Origin of the sequence: Chroococcidiopsis cubana SAG 39.79 (assembly GCF_003991895.1) — a bacterium.
In the GTDB taxonomy this organism is placed as follows: domain Bacteria; phylum Cyanobacteriota; class Cyanobacteriia; order Cyanobacteriales; family Chroococcidiopsidaceae; genus Chroococcidiopsis; species Chroococcidiopsis thermalis.
The window spans coordinates 33,550-50,536 of record NZ_RSCK01000035.1 but is presented as its reverse complement, the minus strand read 5'-3'; the positions used below and the strand labels follow the sequence as shown (position 1 = coordinate 50,536).

Below are 16,987 nucleotides of genomic sequence, written 5' to 3'. Positions count from 1 at the left end.
TTTTCAGGGAGCGATCGAGCAGGGGAGCTTTAGGTGCAACAACCGTCAACTACCAACTACCAACACCCCACAACGCCAGTTGCTCATGGGGGGCGACGAAGTCCGCGATAGCGCCACCCCCAAGACCGCACTGGCTCCCCCACACCCTATTCCTCAGCGCACTACACATCACTCATGGTTTTCCTGTTACGCTAGAGCTATGCTAATGACTGCTGAGCTGCTGCTACAATACCAACGTTGTAATCGTCGCCCATTTCTCGATCGCCACGGAGATTTGGCACTTAAAGATGCTCCTAGCGAACTGTTGCTGAAGTTACAACAGGACAAGTTCGAGCATAGACAAAGCATGATGGCAGAACGGATTTATCAGCAACCTCAGTATTCTAAAGAGGATTGGCAAGCAGGAGCAACAGCAACTTGGCAGTTAATGCAACAAGGTGTAGAGCAGATTTATCGAGGAGTGATAATCGCCCGCACTTCAGAAGATGTAACGCTGCTCAGCCGTCCCGATTTGTTAATTAAACAACCAGGGCAATCGATTTTTGGAAATTGGATGTATATTCCAGCCCAAATTGAATTAGGTAAGCGCCCCAAACTAGAATACCAAGTTGTAGCTGCTTTTCACGGACAGGCGTTGGGCATGGTGCAGGAGAATACACCAGATCGAGCCTGGTTGCTCTTGCGCCGGAAAGAGATGTATGAGGTAAGTTTAGCCAGAGTACTGCCGCAGATGCAGCAGATTTTTGCCGAGTGCGTCCAAACATTAGCAGCACCTCAAGCACCAGAAGTCTTTATTTCTCGCCAGCGATGCAGCTTATGCCGTTGGTATAGTTATTGCTCTGGCGTTGCTAGATCTCAACAACATTTGTCTTTACTGCCTGGGGTGACACCCAATCGTTATAAAGAGTTACAGGCGATCGATCTTGTCACGCTAGAATCTTTAGCTAAGGCTAACTCATCTGACTTAGCAAGCTTACGAGGTTTTGACAAAAAAATAGCTCATCATTTAGTATTGCAGGCGCAGTCAGTCTTGGAAAATCGCCCGATTTCGCTTTTAAGGGAGCAGGGGAGGAAGAGAGCTGAGGGAGCTGAGGAAGCTGAGGGAGCTGAGGGAGCAGTTTTCAATCAACAATCGTTAACTGTCAAATACCAATTACCCATTACCAATTACCCATTACCAAATCCCATTGAAATCTACTTTGATATTGAGGCACAGCCAGATCTAAATCTTGATTACATGTTAGGAGTGTTGGTGGTCGATCGCCTGAAGCAAACGGAAACTTTTCATTCTTTACTAGCAGAAACACAGTCAGATGAAAGCACGATTTGGCAACAATTTTTAGACATCGTTGGGCGCTATCCACAAGCGCCCATTTTTCATTTTTTCTCGTATGAAGTCGAGACAATTAGACGCTTGGCTCAACTTTATCGGACACCAGCAGAACAAGTTAGATCGATCGTCGATCGCTGTGTTGATATTTACGAGCAGATCGCCCAAACTGTGGTGCTACCAATTGAAAGTTATGCTCTTAAAGCGATCGCCCGTTGGATTGGGTTTGAATGGCGCGATCCTCAAGCGCACGGTTCGCAGTGTATTTATTGGTACGATCGCTGGTTAGCAACAGGCGATCGCTCTTTTCTCGAAGCAATTGAACGTTATAACGAAGATGATTGTCGCGCGACTCGTCTGGTAAAAGATTGGTTAGAAACTTTCATCAAGCGGGAATTAGAAACGGATTTAGATCGAGTTTCTTTAGTATCTTAGCTGGCGTTTCTATTCCTGATTTCAAGCTGCAAAACCATTGTCCTGTACGTCGTTAGTTTGTTGCGGTTGCAGTTGAAATTTTTGCTGTTGTCGAGCGTGGCTTGATGTCAAGTAACGATTTAAGATGCGATCGAGAGGAACGAGAATTTTTTCTAGCCAGTGGCTTTTGATCCCAAAGGTGAGGCGGTGGCTGAGGGGATGAACGATTGTCCATCGCCGCCGCCAACCTAATTGTTTGTATTTTTGGAGAAAGTAAGCATCTTCAGCTAAATTCCACTTGTCACGCAAGCGATGCAAACTCGCTAATGTCCATGCATCACTCCAACGCAGCATATAAAAGTGTAAGTCCGTCCATTCTAAGGGTGGTCCTGGTACGTAAGTGACAAGGCTGCTGGGTTCAAAATAGACTTTACCTCCCGCCTCCCTGACACTCATGCAAAAGTCTAAATGTTCTTTCGTGTTCAGCATGGCTTCATCTAACAAACCAATGCGGGAAAAGATCTCTGTACGCACGAGAACGCAGTGAAATTCTGCTAATTCAGTTTCGTTACGGTGTAGGCGATCGCGGACTTCTACGACTCGTTTTCCCTGCTTGTACATCTTTTCTCGCAACCTGCGTCTGGGAGTTGCTTTATTTTTGTCAACCCAAATATGAGATTCGCCACCTGCAAAGTGGACGATTTCATGTATTGGTAAATCCTGACACATCAATGGTCCAACGACTGTAGCTTGTGTTTCTTCAGCACACCGCACTAAATTTTCTAGCCAACCAGGGGAAACAACCACATCATTGTCAGCGAATACAACATATGGAGTATCCACTTGACGCAAGCCTATATTTCTAGCTTGATTGGGAGAAAGATAGTAATCTGTTCTGATAATTTGAAAGTTTCTAACTCGCGCTTGTTCCTCTAAATATTGACGTACTTTTATAGGAGAGTTGCCATCAATGTAAACTAATTTAAAAGGAATTTGCGTATGTTCGTAGATACTTTCTAAAGACTCTTTAGTATAACTAAAACGTTCGCGAGGAGTTACTACAATGGTAACTTTGAGTAAATTCATATTTGCCATTTGTTGTTTGTCGTTTGTCATTTGTGAATAGCTAGTCGCTAGCCACTAGTCACTAGTTACTCTTCACTACTCACTTTCTGATAAATATCGACGAGTTCGTCGTTAAGGTTTTGCATATTAAAATATTTTTCTACTCGTTCGCGACCAGCTGCACCTATAATATTCCATATCTCTGGATGTGCGATTAAATATTGTAACTTTGATGCGATCGCCTCTGCATCTCTTTCTGGAACTAGAAACCCAGAAACACAATCTTCTACAAGCTCTGGAATTCCTCCGTGATAGGTGCTAATGACCGGTAAGCCGATCGCCATTGCTTCTTTTAAGACATTAACAGGGGCATCTTGATTGCCATCGCGTGCTGTAATACTGGGAGCAATAAATATGTGAGATGCTTGCAAAACTTCAATAATTTCCTGTCGATTTTTTTTACCTAATAGATGTACGATATTATTTAACTCTAGTTCTTGGATTAGTTGTTCTAGTTCTGTTTGTAAAGAACCGCAACCAACGATTTTATACTCTAGATTAGGACAAGATTTTACTATTTTCGCTACTGCGCGAATGCTGTATTCAATTCCTTTCTTTTCTACTAAACGCCCAATGGTAGCAATACATATTTTCTGATGAGAATGACGATAGCGGGGTGTATATTGGAAACGATCGCAATCAATTCCTGAGTAGTGAACGCAGATTTTTTTTTCGTTACAACCGAGTTTGAGGAGACGACGTTTAAAAAAGTCGCAATTTGGCAGAAAGAGATCGGCTTCTACAAAGGTACGATCGTAAATGCGATCGCCATGTTCTTGAATGAATTGGCTGATATCGTAACCGCGAAACGATACGACTAATTTGGCTTGAGGAGCATTAATTGTCCGAAATAGCATACCCCAAAAACTTAAAGTTCCAAACTGACAGTGAACGATATCATATGCTCCTTTATCTGCACCAGCGATCGCGGCATAAAATAATCGTAAAGAAGTTGCCGATTTGCCATACTTGAAACCATTAAGCGATCGCAGTAATTTTCTAGGTGCTTTCGTAAAATTTATACTCAGTAAACCAATTGCTTTGAGCGATCGCTTCAGAAAGTTTTGGGGAATCTCTGGTAGATAATAAGTGCGTTCCAATAAACAATATTTTTCGACATCGGGATGTACTTTATTCAAATCACCTGGAGTGCAAGTATATATGTCTACTTGATGTCCGCGTTCTAGGAGTCCGGTAATTTGGTTAAGAATAAAGGTTTCTGAAAGTAACGGAAAGTGATTGACAATAAATGCTACTTTTAGCATAGAGGTCGAGCGGGTATTTTAAGATAAAATTTTTGGTTCTGTCTATAGAAGACTGATGCTAATGAAGCAATCGGGAACTACGAGTTAGGGGGAGAATAAACGGATTTCTTATATTTTTTACCAAATTGCAGGAGCAATTGTATAATCTCACAAGTTACCTAAAATTCCTAGAGGAAAAAATCAAACCGAGTTCAATGCTAGTTGAATTTGGCAAACCTCGATCGGTTTATTTCTACCCTTGAGAATCGGTAAGGCTTGCTACAAATTTTATCTTTTTTTCTGTTTTAAAGACAAAGTAAAGCAAGTTGATAGTTTTAAATAAGATATTGAATAAGATGTTAATGAGTTTTCTATGAAATTAATGTGAGAAAACTCTTAGATAATTTAGACGTAAAAAGTTATAGTTAAAAATTCATAATTATGTATACTAGGATGCTTGACAAAGCCTCCCTTGGAGCTAGCTGCCACTGAACGGATCTCTCGCGATCGCTGAGTGTTAAGAAATTATGTTTAAAAATAGAGTTAAAAAAGATAACAATTATTGATAAAATAATCGAGACAGGAAATACAGTCAACTCTTATTCGATCGCCACAATAATAGTGATAGATAAGATATGTTTACTGTTAGTAGATTCAATCAAATTTTAGGGAGATACTGAAACTTATGGCTTTAGCAGTTGGTACGCAAGCACCTACATTTACAGTCAAAGATACTAATGGTAATACAGTCTCCTTATCTGATTTTGCTGGTAAAACTGTAGTTTTGTACTTCTATCCCAAAGACGATACACCGGGCTGTACGAAACAAGCTTGTAGTTTCCGAGATGCCAAGCAAACTTACAATGACAAAGACGTTGTAATCTTAGGTGTAAGCGTTGATGACGAGCAGTCTCATCAACAATTCACTGAGAAATACGGGCTGAATTTTCCACTTTTAGCTGACACTCAGCAGACTCTAGTTAAAGCCTATGACGTTGACGGTGGCGGCTATGCTAAGCGCGTAACTTACGTAATTGATGGGAGCGGTAAAATCGTCCACGTCGATAGCAGCGTTAATACCACAACCCATGCTAGTGACGTGCTAGCAGCATTAGGATTATAAAAAGTAAAAGGATGGCATTGCCATCCCTTTACTTACTTATTTTGGTTGAGGTGGATTAGCAGGATTGTTATTAGGTTGCGATGGATTTTGTTGCATCCTTTGTAGCTGCTGCTGGCGAAACTTAGCAGCGGCATCGTCCAAAGATTGATTTTGCTCGGTTGCAAAATCTCCCGCGGAGCGAATATTACCCATTTGAGCGCGGTGCATAATATCCATTAAACCGCTCATAGCGTCGCCAGTATCACCACGGGAAAAGGGATCGCGATTTTGTTCCTGATTCAGATCCCGCAGAGGTTCGGCATCTGAGGTTGCTTGCGCCCAAGTGGGTTGTGGTAGTAATAAGGTAGCTAAGCTCATTCCTACTACTGCACCGAAAAAGATTTTTGTCAGAGATGAAGCTGAGATTTTCATGGAGTGATAGCTCGCATAAATAAAAATAGGAAGATAGGCTTTGTACTTATGCTAGAGTCCGCCGCAGTAAGGGTTGAATGCTCAGCACAGCTACGAAGCTAAAACCGACCAACATCAGTATAGCTCCGCCAAATGTCACTGCACCCCAAGGCGCTTGCATGACTACATTACCTAAGTTCCAGCTATTGTGTAGATAGAGATAGCGGATCGGTTCGATCGCATAGCTTAATGGGTTAATTGTTGCGACAATTTGCAACCACTTAGGCATAAAAGACAAAGGCGCGAGAGCCGTGCTAGCAAATAGCAAGGGAAGTTGAGTCACGAAAATGACGGCAATCAGTTCTATATGTCCGGGTAAAGCGAAGGCTAAACCGAGACTTACAGCTGTTACGCCCAAAGCTAGCAGTAAAATAATTAAAGCGATCGCCCCCAAACCAGCTAGATTGGGTAAACCAGCCCCCAAAAAGGCAGCCGCCGCCACAATAACTGCTGCTTGCAACAAACTCTGACTGACAATAAAAATAGTTGAAGCTAAAACAATCGAGAAGCGCGAAGCCAGAGGAGCGACTAACAAGCGGTTTAAAAAGCCGAATTCGCGATCGAACATCACTGGTAATCCTGCATTTAGCGCCCCCCCAAAAGCAGTAAAAACGATCACGCCAGCACTTAAAAATTGACCGTAATTGGTGCTATCGCCAAACATTCCTTTGGGGGCATTTTGAAACAAAGCACCAAATAGAATCAACCACATGACGGGTTGAATAATTCCAGCAATTAAAGTTGAAGGACGGCGCTGTAACTGAATGAAAAGGCGGCGAGTCAATGCCAAAGTTTCTTGGACGAGTTCTCCTAGCCAGTTAGAAGTATCTTCTTTTTGAACTGCCGTCGATGCCAGTTGTTGCCAATTAGCATCAGATTTTGGAGGTATAAAAGTGCTGCTCATATTATTTTGTGTTTTTGGTAGTTGGTAGTTGGTAATTGGTAGTTGGTAATTGGTAGGTGTTAATAATGAGTTGCAAATGACCAATAACTATTAACCATTACTACCCGTTACCCATTACCTATCTCATATTTTGCTTTCTTTCTGCTTTGGGATCGCGGCTTCCGGCGGCGGCGAGTTCGGCATCCATCAGAGTGCGACCTGTGGCGGCGAGGTAAACGTCGTCTAAACTAGGGCGAGATTGGGAAATGCCAAAAATGGGCAAACCAGCAGATTTCATCGTTGCCTCAATTTGAGTTAAAGCTTCTGCTTGGGGTGTGACAACGAGATTGAGCGAGTTACCTTGAGCGCTATTGACGATCGCTTCTTGGACGAAGGGCAGCGCTGTCAGCATTTGTTTAGCTTTTTCTGCTTCTTCTGGGGGTGAAAACTCGCGGATGCGGAGGGTAATGCGATCGCCGCCTACTTTATCTTTTAATTGAGAAGGCGTACCGGAAGCAATAACTAAACCGCGATCGATAATTGCTACCCTGTCAGCCAATGCGTCGATTTCTTCTAGGTAGTGGCTGGTGATTAAGACGGTAGTTCCCAATTCGCGCAATTGACGTAAAAAATCCCACACGACAAAACGGCTTTCGATGTCGAGTCCAACGGTGGGTTCGTCCAATACCAAAACATCGGGAGCGTGTAGCAAGCCTGCTGCCAAGTCTAGACGCTTGCGTAAACCGCCGGAGTACGTACCTGTCTTTTTGTCTGCATACTCCTGCAAGCCCAGTAAATTTAATACCGTATCGATCCGCTGTTTGACTACGGCATTGGGTAAGTGATAGAGAGCTGCTTGTAGTTGCAACAACTCTCGTCCCGTCAGCACTTTATCGGGAGCGACTTCCTGCGCGACATATCCCAATCTCCGTCTAGCGGCTCTAGGGTTATCTAATACCGAAATTCCAGAAACTTCTACTACTCCTGCATCTGGTGTAGAAAGGGTACACAAGATGCGCAAGGTTGTAGTTTTACCCGCACCGTTGGGACCGAGTAGACCAAAAATCTCCCCAGCTTCGATCGCAAAGGAGATATCTTTGACAGCCTCAACACTGCCATAGCGCTTTTGCAAATTTTGGATGAAAACAGCAGGAGCCATAGGAGCTTTTTCTCGCTAGCAGCGATACAAATCTAAATACTTCCTGTCTTCATCATAGAAGAGTGAGTAGTGAGTAGTGACTAGTGGCAAGAAAATAGATTGACTAGCCACTAGTCAAAGCACCACTATCTAAAAATGAGAATCGTGCTGATGATGGTGTTTAAGCTGGAAGCTAAAGCGTTTGCAACCTGGTGGGTGAAGGGTAGGCTATCGACCACCATGCCCGCACACAATAGCATCATGTAAAGGATGGAGTAGAGGAATAGCGATCGCGCTTGGATTTTACAGGTGGGATTTTGCCATAACAGCCAAGCTTTACGCACGAAGATGCTACCAAGAATCAAGGCGATCGCGCCGTAGAGAAGACCGCACGATTGTAGGGGATAAATCAGTAAAAACGTGGCGGGGATCAGAATTAGGGTGTAGAACCAAATCTGCTGCGCCGTAGTCTCGTCGCCCGCTACGACAGGTAACATCGGTACGCCTACTTTGGCGTAGTCTTCGCGGATCATCAATGCTAGCGCCCAGAAATGAGGTGGTGTCCACAGAAAGACAATGGCGAAGATCGTCCAAGCCGTCCAGCTTAAACTTCCCGTCACCGCTGCCCAACCAACTAAAGCGGGAATTGCCCCTGCTGCACCACCAATGACGATATTTTGAGGGGTATGACGTTTGAGAAAATGGGTATATATGGCAACGTAGAAGACAATGCCAGACATTGCTAACAGAGCAGCTAGCAAGTTGGCAAAGACTGCTAAGAGAGAGAAAGAAATTGCTGCTAGGGCGATCGCAAAAATTAGGGCGTGGTGCGACTGTACTCGTCCTGAAGGAATTGGACGGTGGCGGGTTCGTTCCATCGCATAATCGATATCGCGATCGTAAATACAGTTGACGGTTTGGGCAGCAGCAGCAGCAAAAGTTCCCCCAACTAGGGTGACAACGAGCAATTTTGGATCGACTCGTCCTTCGGCTGCAATCCACATACTGCCAGCAGTTGTAATCAGAAGTAGAGGTATAATCCTCGGTTTAGTTAGCTGATAGTAGCTATGAACGACTTGAAGAAAGTTTTGATGGTGTCTAGAGACATCTGCCCCGATCATAAAATTCACACCAAATTCCGTTTATTTTGAAACCAACACATTATCAGAAGGCAGGAGGGTAGAAGCAAAAGCTATAAGTGCTTTCGCCCACCACGCACCACTTTTTACCGATTGCTAATCACCACTCACCAGTCACGAGTCAAAATTCACTAGGCACTGATAACTATGTACAGACGTTACATGTAACGTCTCTACTGGTCCCTGATAACTGGTCGTTGTGACCGTGATGGTCGCTGCACCTTTGCGTTTACGCAGCGGGGCGATTTAGCCCAGCACGATCGCTGCGCGAACCGCCGTAAACATCGCGAATTGCCAGTACGGTGTAGCCAACCAAAACACCTAGTAAGGCTGCGCCAACAAACTGGTGCGATACGGTCAGTGGTTCTACTTGTAGATGCAAGCGGAAGGTGGCAAGTCCTAAAAGAATTTGCAGTAGGATCAGTCCGCCAGCCATGTTTGCCAGTCGGCGCAACGCGGGATGCAAAGCCGGAGTTCGCCAAGATAGTAACACTAAAACCAAGGTGGCTAGCGTTGGGGGAACCACACCCCCGATGTGACTGTACATGACGCTACACAATTGCTGTCCGGTTAAGCATTGGTGTAGCGCCCAGCGCGAACCTACTAATGCGCCAAGCAAACTTTGCACGTAGACTAACACAGCAGCAGCCAATCCCAACCAAGCCAATTTACCTGCGTTACCAGTTCCTTGATAAGGCGTGAGTGCCGTGCCAATAACCAGTAATGCACTAAAGAATAAGAGCGCCGTTCCCAAGTGCGCGGTGACAATATCGAATCGCAGTAATTCCGTAACTGTCAGTCCGCCCAAGACCCCTTGAAAGACAATCAGGCTAAGGGCAAAGATCGCCGCCCAAGGTAGCCAGCGGGGGAGAAAGTTACGGTTCCACCAACTCACGACTGTTAGCGCGATCGCCCCTAGCCCGATTAAAGCTGCATCTAGGCGATGAAACCACTCTAAAAATACTTGAAAATTCATCTGTTGAGTCGGTACGAGCGTACCGTAACACAGGGGCCAGTCTGGGCAAGCTAACCCAGCATTCATTACCCGCGTAGCACTACCAATCGCCATCAAAATCAAAGTTGCTACGCATAATTTCCACACCAATCGCCGAATTCTTTCCCGTGGCTGGGACTGCTCGATTGTGTCTGTGTTTTGTCTTTGCAGGACGAACTCAGTCATGGACTGTACCTTAATTGCCTGTCTTCAAAGAGTTGCCAGTATCTAACCAAGTATTTACAAATATGTAAGTGCTAGCTCACCTTCCACCCTAGCGCATCGTCGCGAGGTGATTTGGTTAGCCATATACCTAATGTGCCGGATTGCCGTAGCTTAGCCCCTAAGCTTTAGAGATTTTTAAATTGTTCTACTCCGTTACATTTGTTCATGGTTGATAGATAACCAACTCAAACTTGAGCTAGATTCGCTTAGGTAGTCGATTCGATTGAGACGGGAATCAGTTGTCAGTTATCAGTTATCAGTGACCAGTAGAGACGCTACATGTAACGTCTCTACGAAGTTAAGTTATCAGAGACCAATTAATTTTGACTTGTGACTTGTGACTTGTGACTTATGACTTGTCCCCTCCCCTAGCCCCTCATCTCCCTGCTCTACCCACAGAAAAGTTCCAAAAAAATCAGAAAAAATTAACTTGAGGATCGGCAGGTTTTGGGCTGGCTGCACTACCTTGGTAAGTGAGTGTGGCTAATTGTTAAGAAGCTAAAAATTATCAAATCCTTAACCGTGAACATTCCTAGTTCTATTTGGACGCTATTAATTGGCATCGTCTTGACTCTGACAAGTCTGTGGTACGGTCAGAATCACGGGTTACTACCCACGGCAGCCTCAGATGAAGCCACCTTGGTTGATGGGCTGTTCGACACAATGATGACGATTGGCACGGGTCTGTTTGTGCTGGTACAAGGCATATTGATCTATGCTGCCTTTAAGTTTCGCCGTCGCCAGGGCGATAACACTGACGCGCCTCCCGTGTTCGGTAATATTCCTCTAGAAATTCTGTGGACGGCGATCCCGGCAATTATTGTCATCGGCTTATCGATCTACAGCTTTGATGTCTACAACGAAATTGGTGGTTTCGATCCCCACAGCGCTCACGAAGCCCCTATTGCTGGGCAAGCAATGAAAATGCCAGGGGCAGCGATTGCGGCAACATTGAACGATACGCCGCCTAGCACCGAACCCAACGCGAATCAAATCAAGTCGGATGAGGCAATGTCAAATCCAGCCACAGCCTCCGTCCGCAACTCCGACCAAATTCCTCAAAAGCGCGATGCTCCTGGTATGGGTATAGTCTCTCCTGGCATCGGTGCCAGCCCAGATAACGAAGGAAAAGTCCCAGGGCTAGCAGTCAACGTCACTGGCTTGCAATATGCTTGGATTTTCACCTATCCAGATACGGGCGTGGTGGCTAGTGAATTGCACGTTCCTGCGGGTAAAGAAGTGAAACTAGACATGACAGCAAACGATGTCATTCACGCTTTTTGGGTTCCAGAGTTGCGTTTAAAACAAGATGTGATTCCTGGTAGACAAAGTGAAATTCGCTTCACCCCAAAAATTGTAGGGGAATATAAAGTGATCTGTGCTGAACTTTGCGGTCCTTATCACGGGGCGATGAATACCAAGTTTATTGTGGAAACACCAGAAAACTTTGACAAGTGGATGCAGGAACAACAAGTCGCAACTAAGGGCAATCTAGAACAGGCGATCGCCCTAAATGCCGCAGATCGTTCCCCCGCTGAATTTCTCTCCCCCTACACCGCGCAAATGGGAATTCAGCCCGAAACCCTTCATCAACTTCACCATCACTAGTGTTGAGATTTTAAGGACAAGGGGGACAAGGGGGACAAGGAGGACAACGGAGACAAGGACGATGAAGCAACAGCCAAATCATCTCCTTTTCCTTCTCTCTGTTGTATTCCCCTACTCCCTACTCCCTACTCCCTACTCCCTTTTTTTGCTATGACTCAAGCACAAATCCAACGATCGGCTAACTTATCTATCTTGGAAGCAGAACCAGGAGAAAGAAAGTGGCGCGATTACTTTACTTTTAATACCGACCATAAGGTAATCGCCATTCAATACCTGGTGACAACGTTTGTTTTCTACTGTATCGGCGGCGTAATGGCTGACATGGTGCGGACGGAACTGAAAACGCCCGAAGTCGATTTTGTCAGCCGCGAAGTGTATAACAGCTTGTTTACACTCCATGCCACGATCATGATTTTTCTGTGGATCGTGCCAGCAGGGGCGGGTTTTGCTAACTTCCTGATTCCCTTGATGATTGGGGCAAAGGATATGGCATTTCCGCGCTTGAACGCTGTCGCATTTTGGATGATCCCGCCTGGAGGGATCTTACTCATCAGCAGTTTGATCCTGGGCGACGCCGCTGACGCTGGCTGGACTTCTTATCCTCCCCTTAGTTTAGTCACGGGACAATTAGGCGAGGGAATTTGGATTATCAGCGTTTTGCTGTTGGGAACTTCTTCAATTTTGGGGGCAATTAATTTCCTCGTCACCTTGTTGAAGATGCGGACACCAGGTATGAGTACGACGCAAATGCCCCTATTCTGTTGGGCAATGCTGGCGACTTCTGCCTTGACGCTCGTTTCTACACCAGTGTTAGCAGGTGCTTTGATTCTGCTATCTTTCGACTTATTTGCTGGCACGGCATTTTTTAATCCCACAGGTGGTGGCGATCCGGTAGTTTACCAACATATGTTTTGGTTCTACTCGCACCCTGCGGTGTACATCATGATTCTGCCCTTTTTCGGGATCATTTCCGAGGTGATCCCCGTTCACTCCCGCAAGCCAATTTTCGGTTATAAAGCGATCGCCTATTCGAGTTTGGCAATTAGCTTTTTGGGATTGATCGTCTGGGCACACCACATGTTTACCAGCGGTATTCCTGGTTGGTTGCGGATGTTCTTCATGATCACGACGATGATCATTGCTGTACCTACGGGGATCAAAGTTTTTAGTTGGTTGGGGACGATGTGGGGTGGTAAAATTCGCCTCAACAGTGCGATGCTGTTTGCGATCGGCTTTGTCAGCCTGTTCGTCATCGGCGGGATCAGTGGTGTCATGCTGGCTGCCGTACCGTTTGACATCCACGTTCACGATACCTATTTTGTCGTCGCTCACCTGCACTACGTTCTATTTGGTGGCTCGGTCTTCGGGATCTATGCTGGAATTTATCACTGGTATCCCAAAATGACGGGACGGATGATGAATGAATTCTGGGGTAAGGTTCATTTCGCTTTGATGTATGTTGGGATGAACTTGTGTTTCTTACCGATGCACAAACTCGGACTGATGGGTATGAACCGCCGGATTGCCGAGTATGATGCCAAGTTCGCTACGCTGAACTTTGTCTGTACGATGGGGGCTTACTTACTAGCTATCTCCACCGTACCGTTCATCATTAATGCGATTTGGAGTTGGATGTACGGTCCCAAAGCTGGTAACAATCCTTGGGAAGCACTAACCTTAGAATGGATGACAAGCTCGCCACCGGCGATCGAAAATTTTCATGGATTTCCCGTACTAGCAACTGGTCCTTACGATTACGGTATGGACAGACCTAAATCTGAGGTCGATGTTCCCTTGGCTGATGAAAGAGAACCGGCTTTAGCTGCTGGACCCAAATCGGCTTTACGTGCCGATCCCGACCCAAATGTAGCTGCCAATCCTGAAGATCGTAAGTAGAACTCCCACTCCCTACTCCCTAAATTATGCAAAGTCCAACCATAGACCCAGCAAAAACGGAACTTAATTACCACCACAAAGCAGAAGCCGCTCATCATGAAGAACATCCTGATTTTCGGATGTTTGGCTTAGTCATGTTCTTAATCGCAGAGGGCATGATTTTTCTTGGCATGTTTGGCGCGTATTTGGCTTATCGCTCCACTTTACCCAGTTGGCCTCCCGAAGGAACGCCAGAATTAGAACTTCTACTACCAGGAGTCAACACGATTATCCTGATTTCTAGTAGTTTCGTGATGCATAATGCCGATACCGCAATTAAGAAGAATGATGTCACGGGTATGCGTACCTGGATGGCAATTACAGCAGCGATGGGGATTATTTTCCTATCAGGACAGATCTACGAATACAGCCATCTAGAGTTTGGTTTGAAAACGAACTTATTTGCCAGTGCATTTTATGTTCTGACTGGTTTCCACGGACTTCACGTGACTGTTGGCGTATTGGCAATCTTAGCGGTTTTGTGGCGATCGCGTCGCGCCAACCACTACAGTCAAGAGCATCACTTTGGTGTAGAAGCCGCCGAACTTTATTGGCACTTTGTCGATGTTGTTTGGATTGTTCTGTTTGGTTTGTTGTATTTGCTTTAATAGTTAACAGTTATTAGTGTCGTCTGCTGTTAACCGATCTAAACTGAAGATATCTTACATTTTGCACTTGGTTGAAATTAGCCCCTACATAGGGGTTTTTTCTTATTGCTACACCCTGCACCCTATCTTGGCAAGCAGATTTTGCAACCAATTTTTTTGACCTAGTGGAGTAGAAAGATACTCGCTGGCAGTTTGGGCTAAAATTTCTCCCCAACTGGGATAGACGGAAACGAGATCGGCAATTGAGTCAATTTTTAGTTTTTGGGCGATCGCTAAAGCAATAACATTAATTAACTCCCCTGCTTGAGAGCCAATAATTGCCCCACCTAAAATTGTGCCATTACGCCGCACGACTAATTGACAAATCCCCGTCATTTCATCCTGAATTTGGGCTATTGCTAAAGTCTTAAAATAATGCTGTAATACCAAGACATCATTGTCATATTTCCGTCTGGCTTGAGCTACTGTAAAACCCACTCGTGCTAAGGGTGGATCGGTACAGACTAACCAAGGAATATTGCGATAATCAACTTGAAACTGCGCAGAAAATAAAGTATTTTGTAAAGCATTTTGCAGGGCAATTTTAGCTTCATAATTGGCAATATGAGCGAATTGATAACCGCCGATCGCATCCCCACAAGCATAAATGCGTGAATTTGTCGTTTGCAATTTTTGATTCAAACGCAGGCGATCGCGTTGCGTTTTCACTCCCACTGCTGCTAGATTGAGCTGTTCGAGTTCTGGCTGTTGTCCGGCACAAAGTACAATTTCATCAAATTCCATAGCTTCGCGATCGGCTTGAACCCATTTTTTGCCCTCAATTCCCTTAACTTGAGTCACGGTAGTATTGGTGAGAACGCGCACCCCCTCAGCTTCGAGAATAGCTTGCAATAGCTGAGCAATTTCTAGATCTTCTCTGGGTAAGATGTGAGGACGCTGGACAATTAAAGTGACATCTAAACCCAATCGTGCTAATGCTTGTGCCAACTGACACCCATTTGGATCGCCACCGAGGATTGCCCAACGTTTGGGTGGGTTCGGAGAAGTCAATGAGGATAAAACTTCGGTAGCGGTTAAGTATCCTGTAACCGCTAGCCCTTCAATATCGGGAACTATCGGACGTGGGTTAGTGGCAATCAGATATTTCCGCGCTGCCAAGCCACGATTATTCACTACAAAGCTCAGATTTGGCTGAGCGACAAACTTACCCTGCCCTAGAATAAAATCAACTCCTAAAGCAGCTAAAACAGTAGGTGAATTCTCCTCTGCTAAATTTGACTGGACGTTTTGCGCCCACTGCATTACCCGTTCCCACTGAATGGAAACTTGACAGTCATCGATCGCCTTTTCATGAGTCGAACGCAAGCCAAAATTTCCCATCTTTTCCCATTGTCGAGCTAATTGCCCTATGTATGAAAGGGAGTCGGGAGTCGGTAGGGGCGGGTTTAGAAACCCGCCCGTACGGGAGTCAGAAAATTTTGAATTTTGAATTTTGAATTTTGAATTTTGAATTGCTCCCTGCTCTCTTTCTACTAAAGCTACAGTAGCATTCTGTTTTGCGGCGATCGCGGCGGCGTAGCGTCCGGCTGGGCTACCGCCAATAATAACTATGTCGTAATCTGCCATAGTGCTTTGATGAGGCGCTCGTTTTCAGTTGTAGAGCGCACGGCAACCCGAAAATAGCGATCGCCCAGTTCGGGAAAACTAAGACAATCTCGGATTAAAATTCGCTCGTGTTTTAATAGCTGCTGTTGGAGTTTTGAACTCGGTCGCTCAGACTCTACCAATAAAAAGTTAGCAGCACCAGGCAGAGGTTGCAATCCTGGAATCTGAGATAACTCCTGCTCTAATCGCGATCGCGTAGGTGGTAGCCATGCCCAAGTTTGCTGCTGAAACTGGCTATCTTGAAGTACCGCGATCACCGCAGCAACGGCAAGAGTATTGACTGCCCAAGGATCGCGTCGAGCCAGCCAACAATTAAGACGTTCGGGATGGGCGATCGCGTATCCCAATCGCAGCCCTGGCAAGCTGTAAAATTTAGTCAGCGATCGCAAAATGACTAAATTAGGATATTTCTGCACCAATGGGATCAGACTTTGTTCCGCTGCTGGTGGTAGAAAATCCATAAAAGCTTCATCCACCACTACCAAAGCAAATTGTTCTAAATAGGGCAGAATTTCTTCTCTACGCCACAACCACCCCGTAGGATTGTGCGGATTGTTGAGCAGCAAACCAGAATTTGGAGGGGCGAGGAGCGAGGAGTGAGGAGTGAGGGGAATTGTGAATTGTTCCCCTGCTTCCATGTCCCCCTTGTCCCCCTTGTCCCCCTTGTCCCCCTTGTCCCCTGCTCCCAACTCCCGACTCCCGACTCCCGCTCTTAACGGACACTCAACCACCTTTGCACCAAAAGCTTTCAGTGCCCGCCAGTAGTCGCCAAAAGCTGGAGTCACGAGGTAAGTTGCAGCTAATTCAGATAAATCCCAACCCGCCCACGTAAGTAAATCTGCCGAGCCATTCCCCGGCAGAATCCATTCTGGTGATAACTGATGCACCTGCGCTAGAGCTGTTCTCAGTTCGCTGTAGTTGGGATCGGGATAGGAACTGAGTTGGCTTATGGCAGATTGAATCGCCGCGATCGCGCTTTGGGGTGGTCCCAAAGGGTTGATACTAGCCGAAAAATCGAGAATCGCTTCGGAGTCACAACCCGCGATCGCTGCTGCCCAAGCTAAATTTCCTCCATGTACAGGTTGCATCCAGTTCGGGTTTCCTGC

At 45.6% G+C, this 16,987-nt stretch carries 14 protein-coding genes; 5 read left to right on the top strand and 9 right to left on the bottom strand.

All coding sequences use genetic code 11. From position 1 onward, the window contains the following. Positions 1-199: 199 nt before the first annotated feature. Entirely contained in the window at positions 200-1,765 is a 1,566-nt protein-coding gene (locus DSM107010_RS19880; protein WP_409197279.1) for a TM0106 family RecB-like putative nuclease, read from the top strand. Positions 1,766-1,786: 21 nt separating this feature from the next. On the opposite strand, the gene DSM107010_RS19875 is transcribed toward DSM107010_RS19880, so the two are convergent. After that, on the bottom strand, positions 1,787-2,860 hold the full coding sequence (locus DSM107010_RS19875; RefSeq protein ID WP_199755639.1) for a glycosyltransferase family 2 protein: 1,074 nt from the start codon (positions 2,858-2,860) through the stop codon (positions 1,787-1,789). Between the two features lie 35 nt (positions 2,861-2,895). Then, positions 2,896-4,134, bottom strand: coding sequence for a glycosyltransferase (locus tag DSM107010_RS19870; protein ID WP_106168042.1), 1,239 nt, complete (start codon positions 4,132-4,134; stop codon positions 2,896-2,898). Between the two features lie 664 nt (positions 4,135-4,798). Here DSM107010_RS19870 and DSM107010_RS19865 point away from each other — a divergent pair. Then, positions 4,799-5,236, top strand: coding sequence for a peroxiredoxin (locus tag DSM107010_RS19865; protein WP_015155989.1), 438 nt, complete (start codon positions 4,799-4,801; stop codon positions 5,234-5,236). A 36-nt stretch (positions 5,237-5,272) separates the two neighbouring features. Here DSM107010_RS19865 and DSM107010_RS19860 read toward each other — a convergent pair whose 3' ends face one another. From DSM107010_RS19860 to DSM107010_RS19840, 5 genes are all read right to left on the bottom strand, one after another. Beyond that, positions 5,273-5,647: a hypothetical protein gene (locus DSM107010_RS19860; RefSeq protein ID WP_015155990.1), complete on the bottom strand. Its 375-nt coding sequence runs from the start codon at positions 5,645-5,647 to the stop codon at positions 5,273-5,275. A gap of 46 nt (positions 5,648-5,693) precedes the next feature. Further along, positions 5,694-6,590 (bottom strand): ABC transporter permease, encoded by an 897-nt coding sequence (locus tag DSM107010_RS19855; protein ID WP_106168043.1) that lies wholly within the window; start codon positions 6,588-6,590, stop codon positions 5,694-5,696. Between the two features lie 118 nt (positions 6,591-6,708). Further along, positions 6,709-7,728 carry an ABC transporter ATP-binding protein gene (locus DSM107010_RS19850; protein WP_106168044.1) on the bottom strand — a complete coding sequence of 340 codons (1,020 nt, stop codon included), beginning with the start codon at positions 7,726-7,728 and terminating at the stop codon, positions 6,709-6,711. A 125-nt stretch (positions 7,729-7,853) separates the two neighbouring features. After that, on the bottom strand, positions 7,854-8,828 hold the full coding sequence (locus DSM107010_RS19845) for a heme o synthase (protein ID WP_127023712.1): 975 nt from the start codon (positions 8,826-8,828) through the stop codon (positions 7,854-7,856). A gap of 247 nt (positions 8,829-9,075) precedes the next feature. Further along, positions 9,076-10,026 (bottom strand): COX15/CtaA family protein, encoded by a 951-nt coding sequence (locus tag DSM107010_RS19840; RefSeq protein ID WP_015155994.1) that lies wholly within the window; start codon positions 10,024-10,026, stop codon positions 9,076-9,078. Between the two features lie 561 nt (positions 10,027-10,587). On the opposite strand from DSM107010_RS19840, the gene DSM107010_RS19835 reads away from it, so the two are divergent. The 3 genes from DSM107010_RS19835 to DSM107010_RS19825 all read left to right on the top strand — a co-directional run bounded on the left by DSM107010_RS19835 (position 10,588) and on the right by DSM107010_RS19825 (position 14,216). Further along, positions 10,588-11,673, top strand: a complete 1,086-nt coding sequence (locus DSM107010_RS19835; RefSeq protein WP_106168045.1) for a cytochrome c oxidase subunit II — start codon at positions 10,588-10,590, stop codon at positions 11,671-11,673. Positions 11,674-11,823: 150 nt separating this feature from the next. After that, positions 11,824-13,569 (top strand): cytochrome c oxidase subunit I, encoded by a 1,746-nt coding sequence (gene ctaD, locus DSM107010_RS19830; RefSeq protein ID WP_015155996.1) that lies wholly within the window; start codon positions 11,824-11,826, stop codon positions 13,567-13,569. Positions 13,570-13,595: 26 nt separating this feature from the next. Next, positions 13,596-14,216, top strand: a complete 621-nt coding sequence (locus tag DSM107010_RS19825; protein WP_015155997.1) for a cytochrome c oxidase subunit 3 — start codon at positions 13,596-13,598, stop codon at positions 14,214-14,216. A 108-nt stretch (positions 14,217-14,324) separates the two neighbouring features. Here DSM107010_RS19825 and DSM107010_RS19820 read toward each other — a convergent pair whose 3' ends face one another. Continuing rightward, on the bottom strand, positions 14,325-15,842 hold the full coding sequence (locus DSM107010_RS19820; protein ID WP_106170204.1) for a dihydrolipoyl dehydrogenase family protein: 1,518 nt from the start codon (positions 15,840-15,842) through the stop codon (positions 14,325-14,327). Further along, a complete protein-coding gene (cobD, locus tag DSM107010_RS19815) occupies positions 15,824-16,969 on the bottom strand; it encodes a threonine-phosphate decarboxylase CobD (protein WP_127023694.1) in 1,146 nt (381 codons plus the stop codon). Before cobD ends, DSM107010_RS19820 begins: the two co-directional genes overlap by 19 nt. Positions 16,970-16,987: the final 18 nt, after the last annotated feature.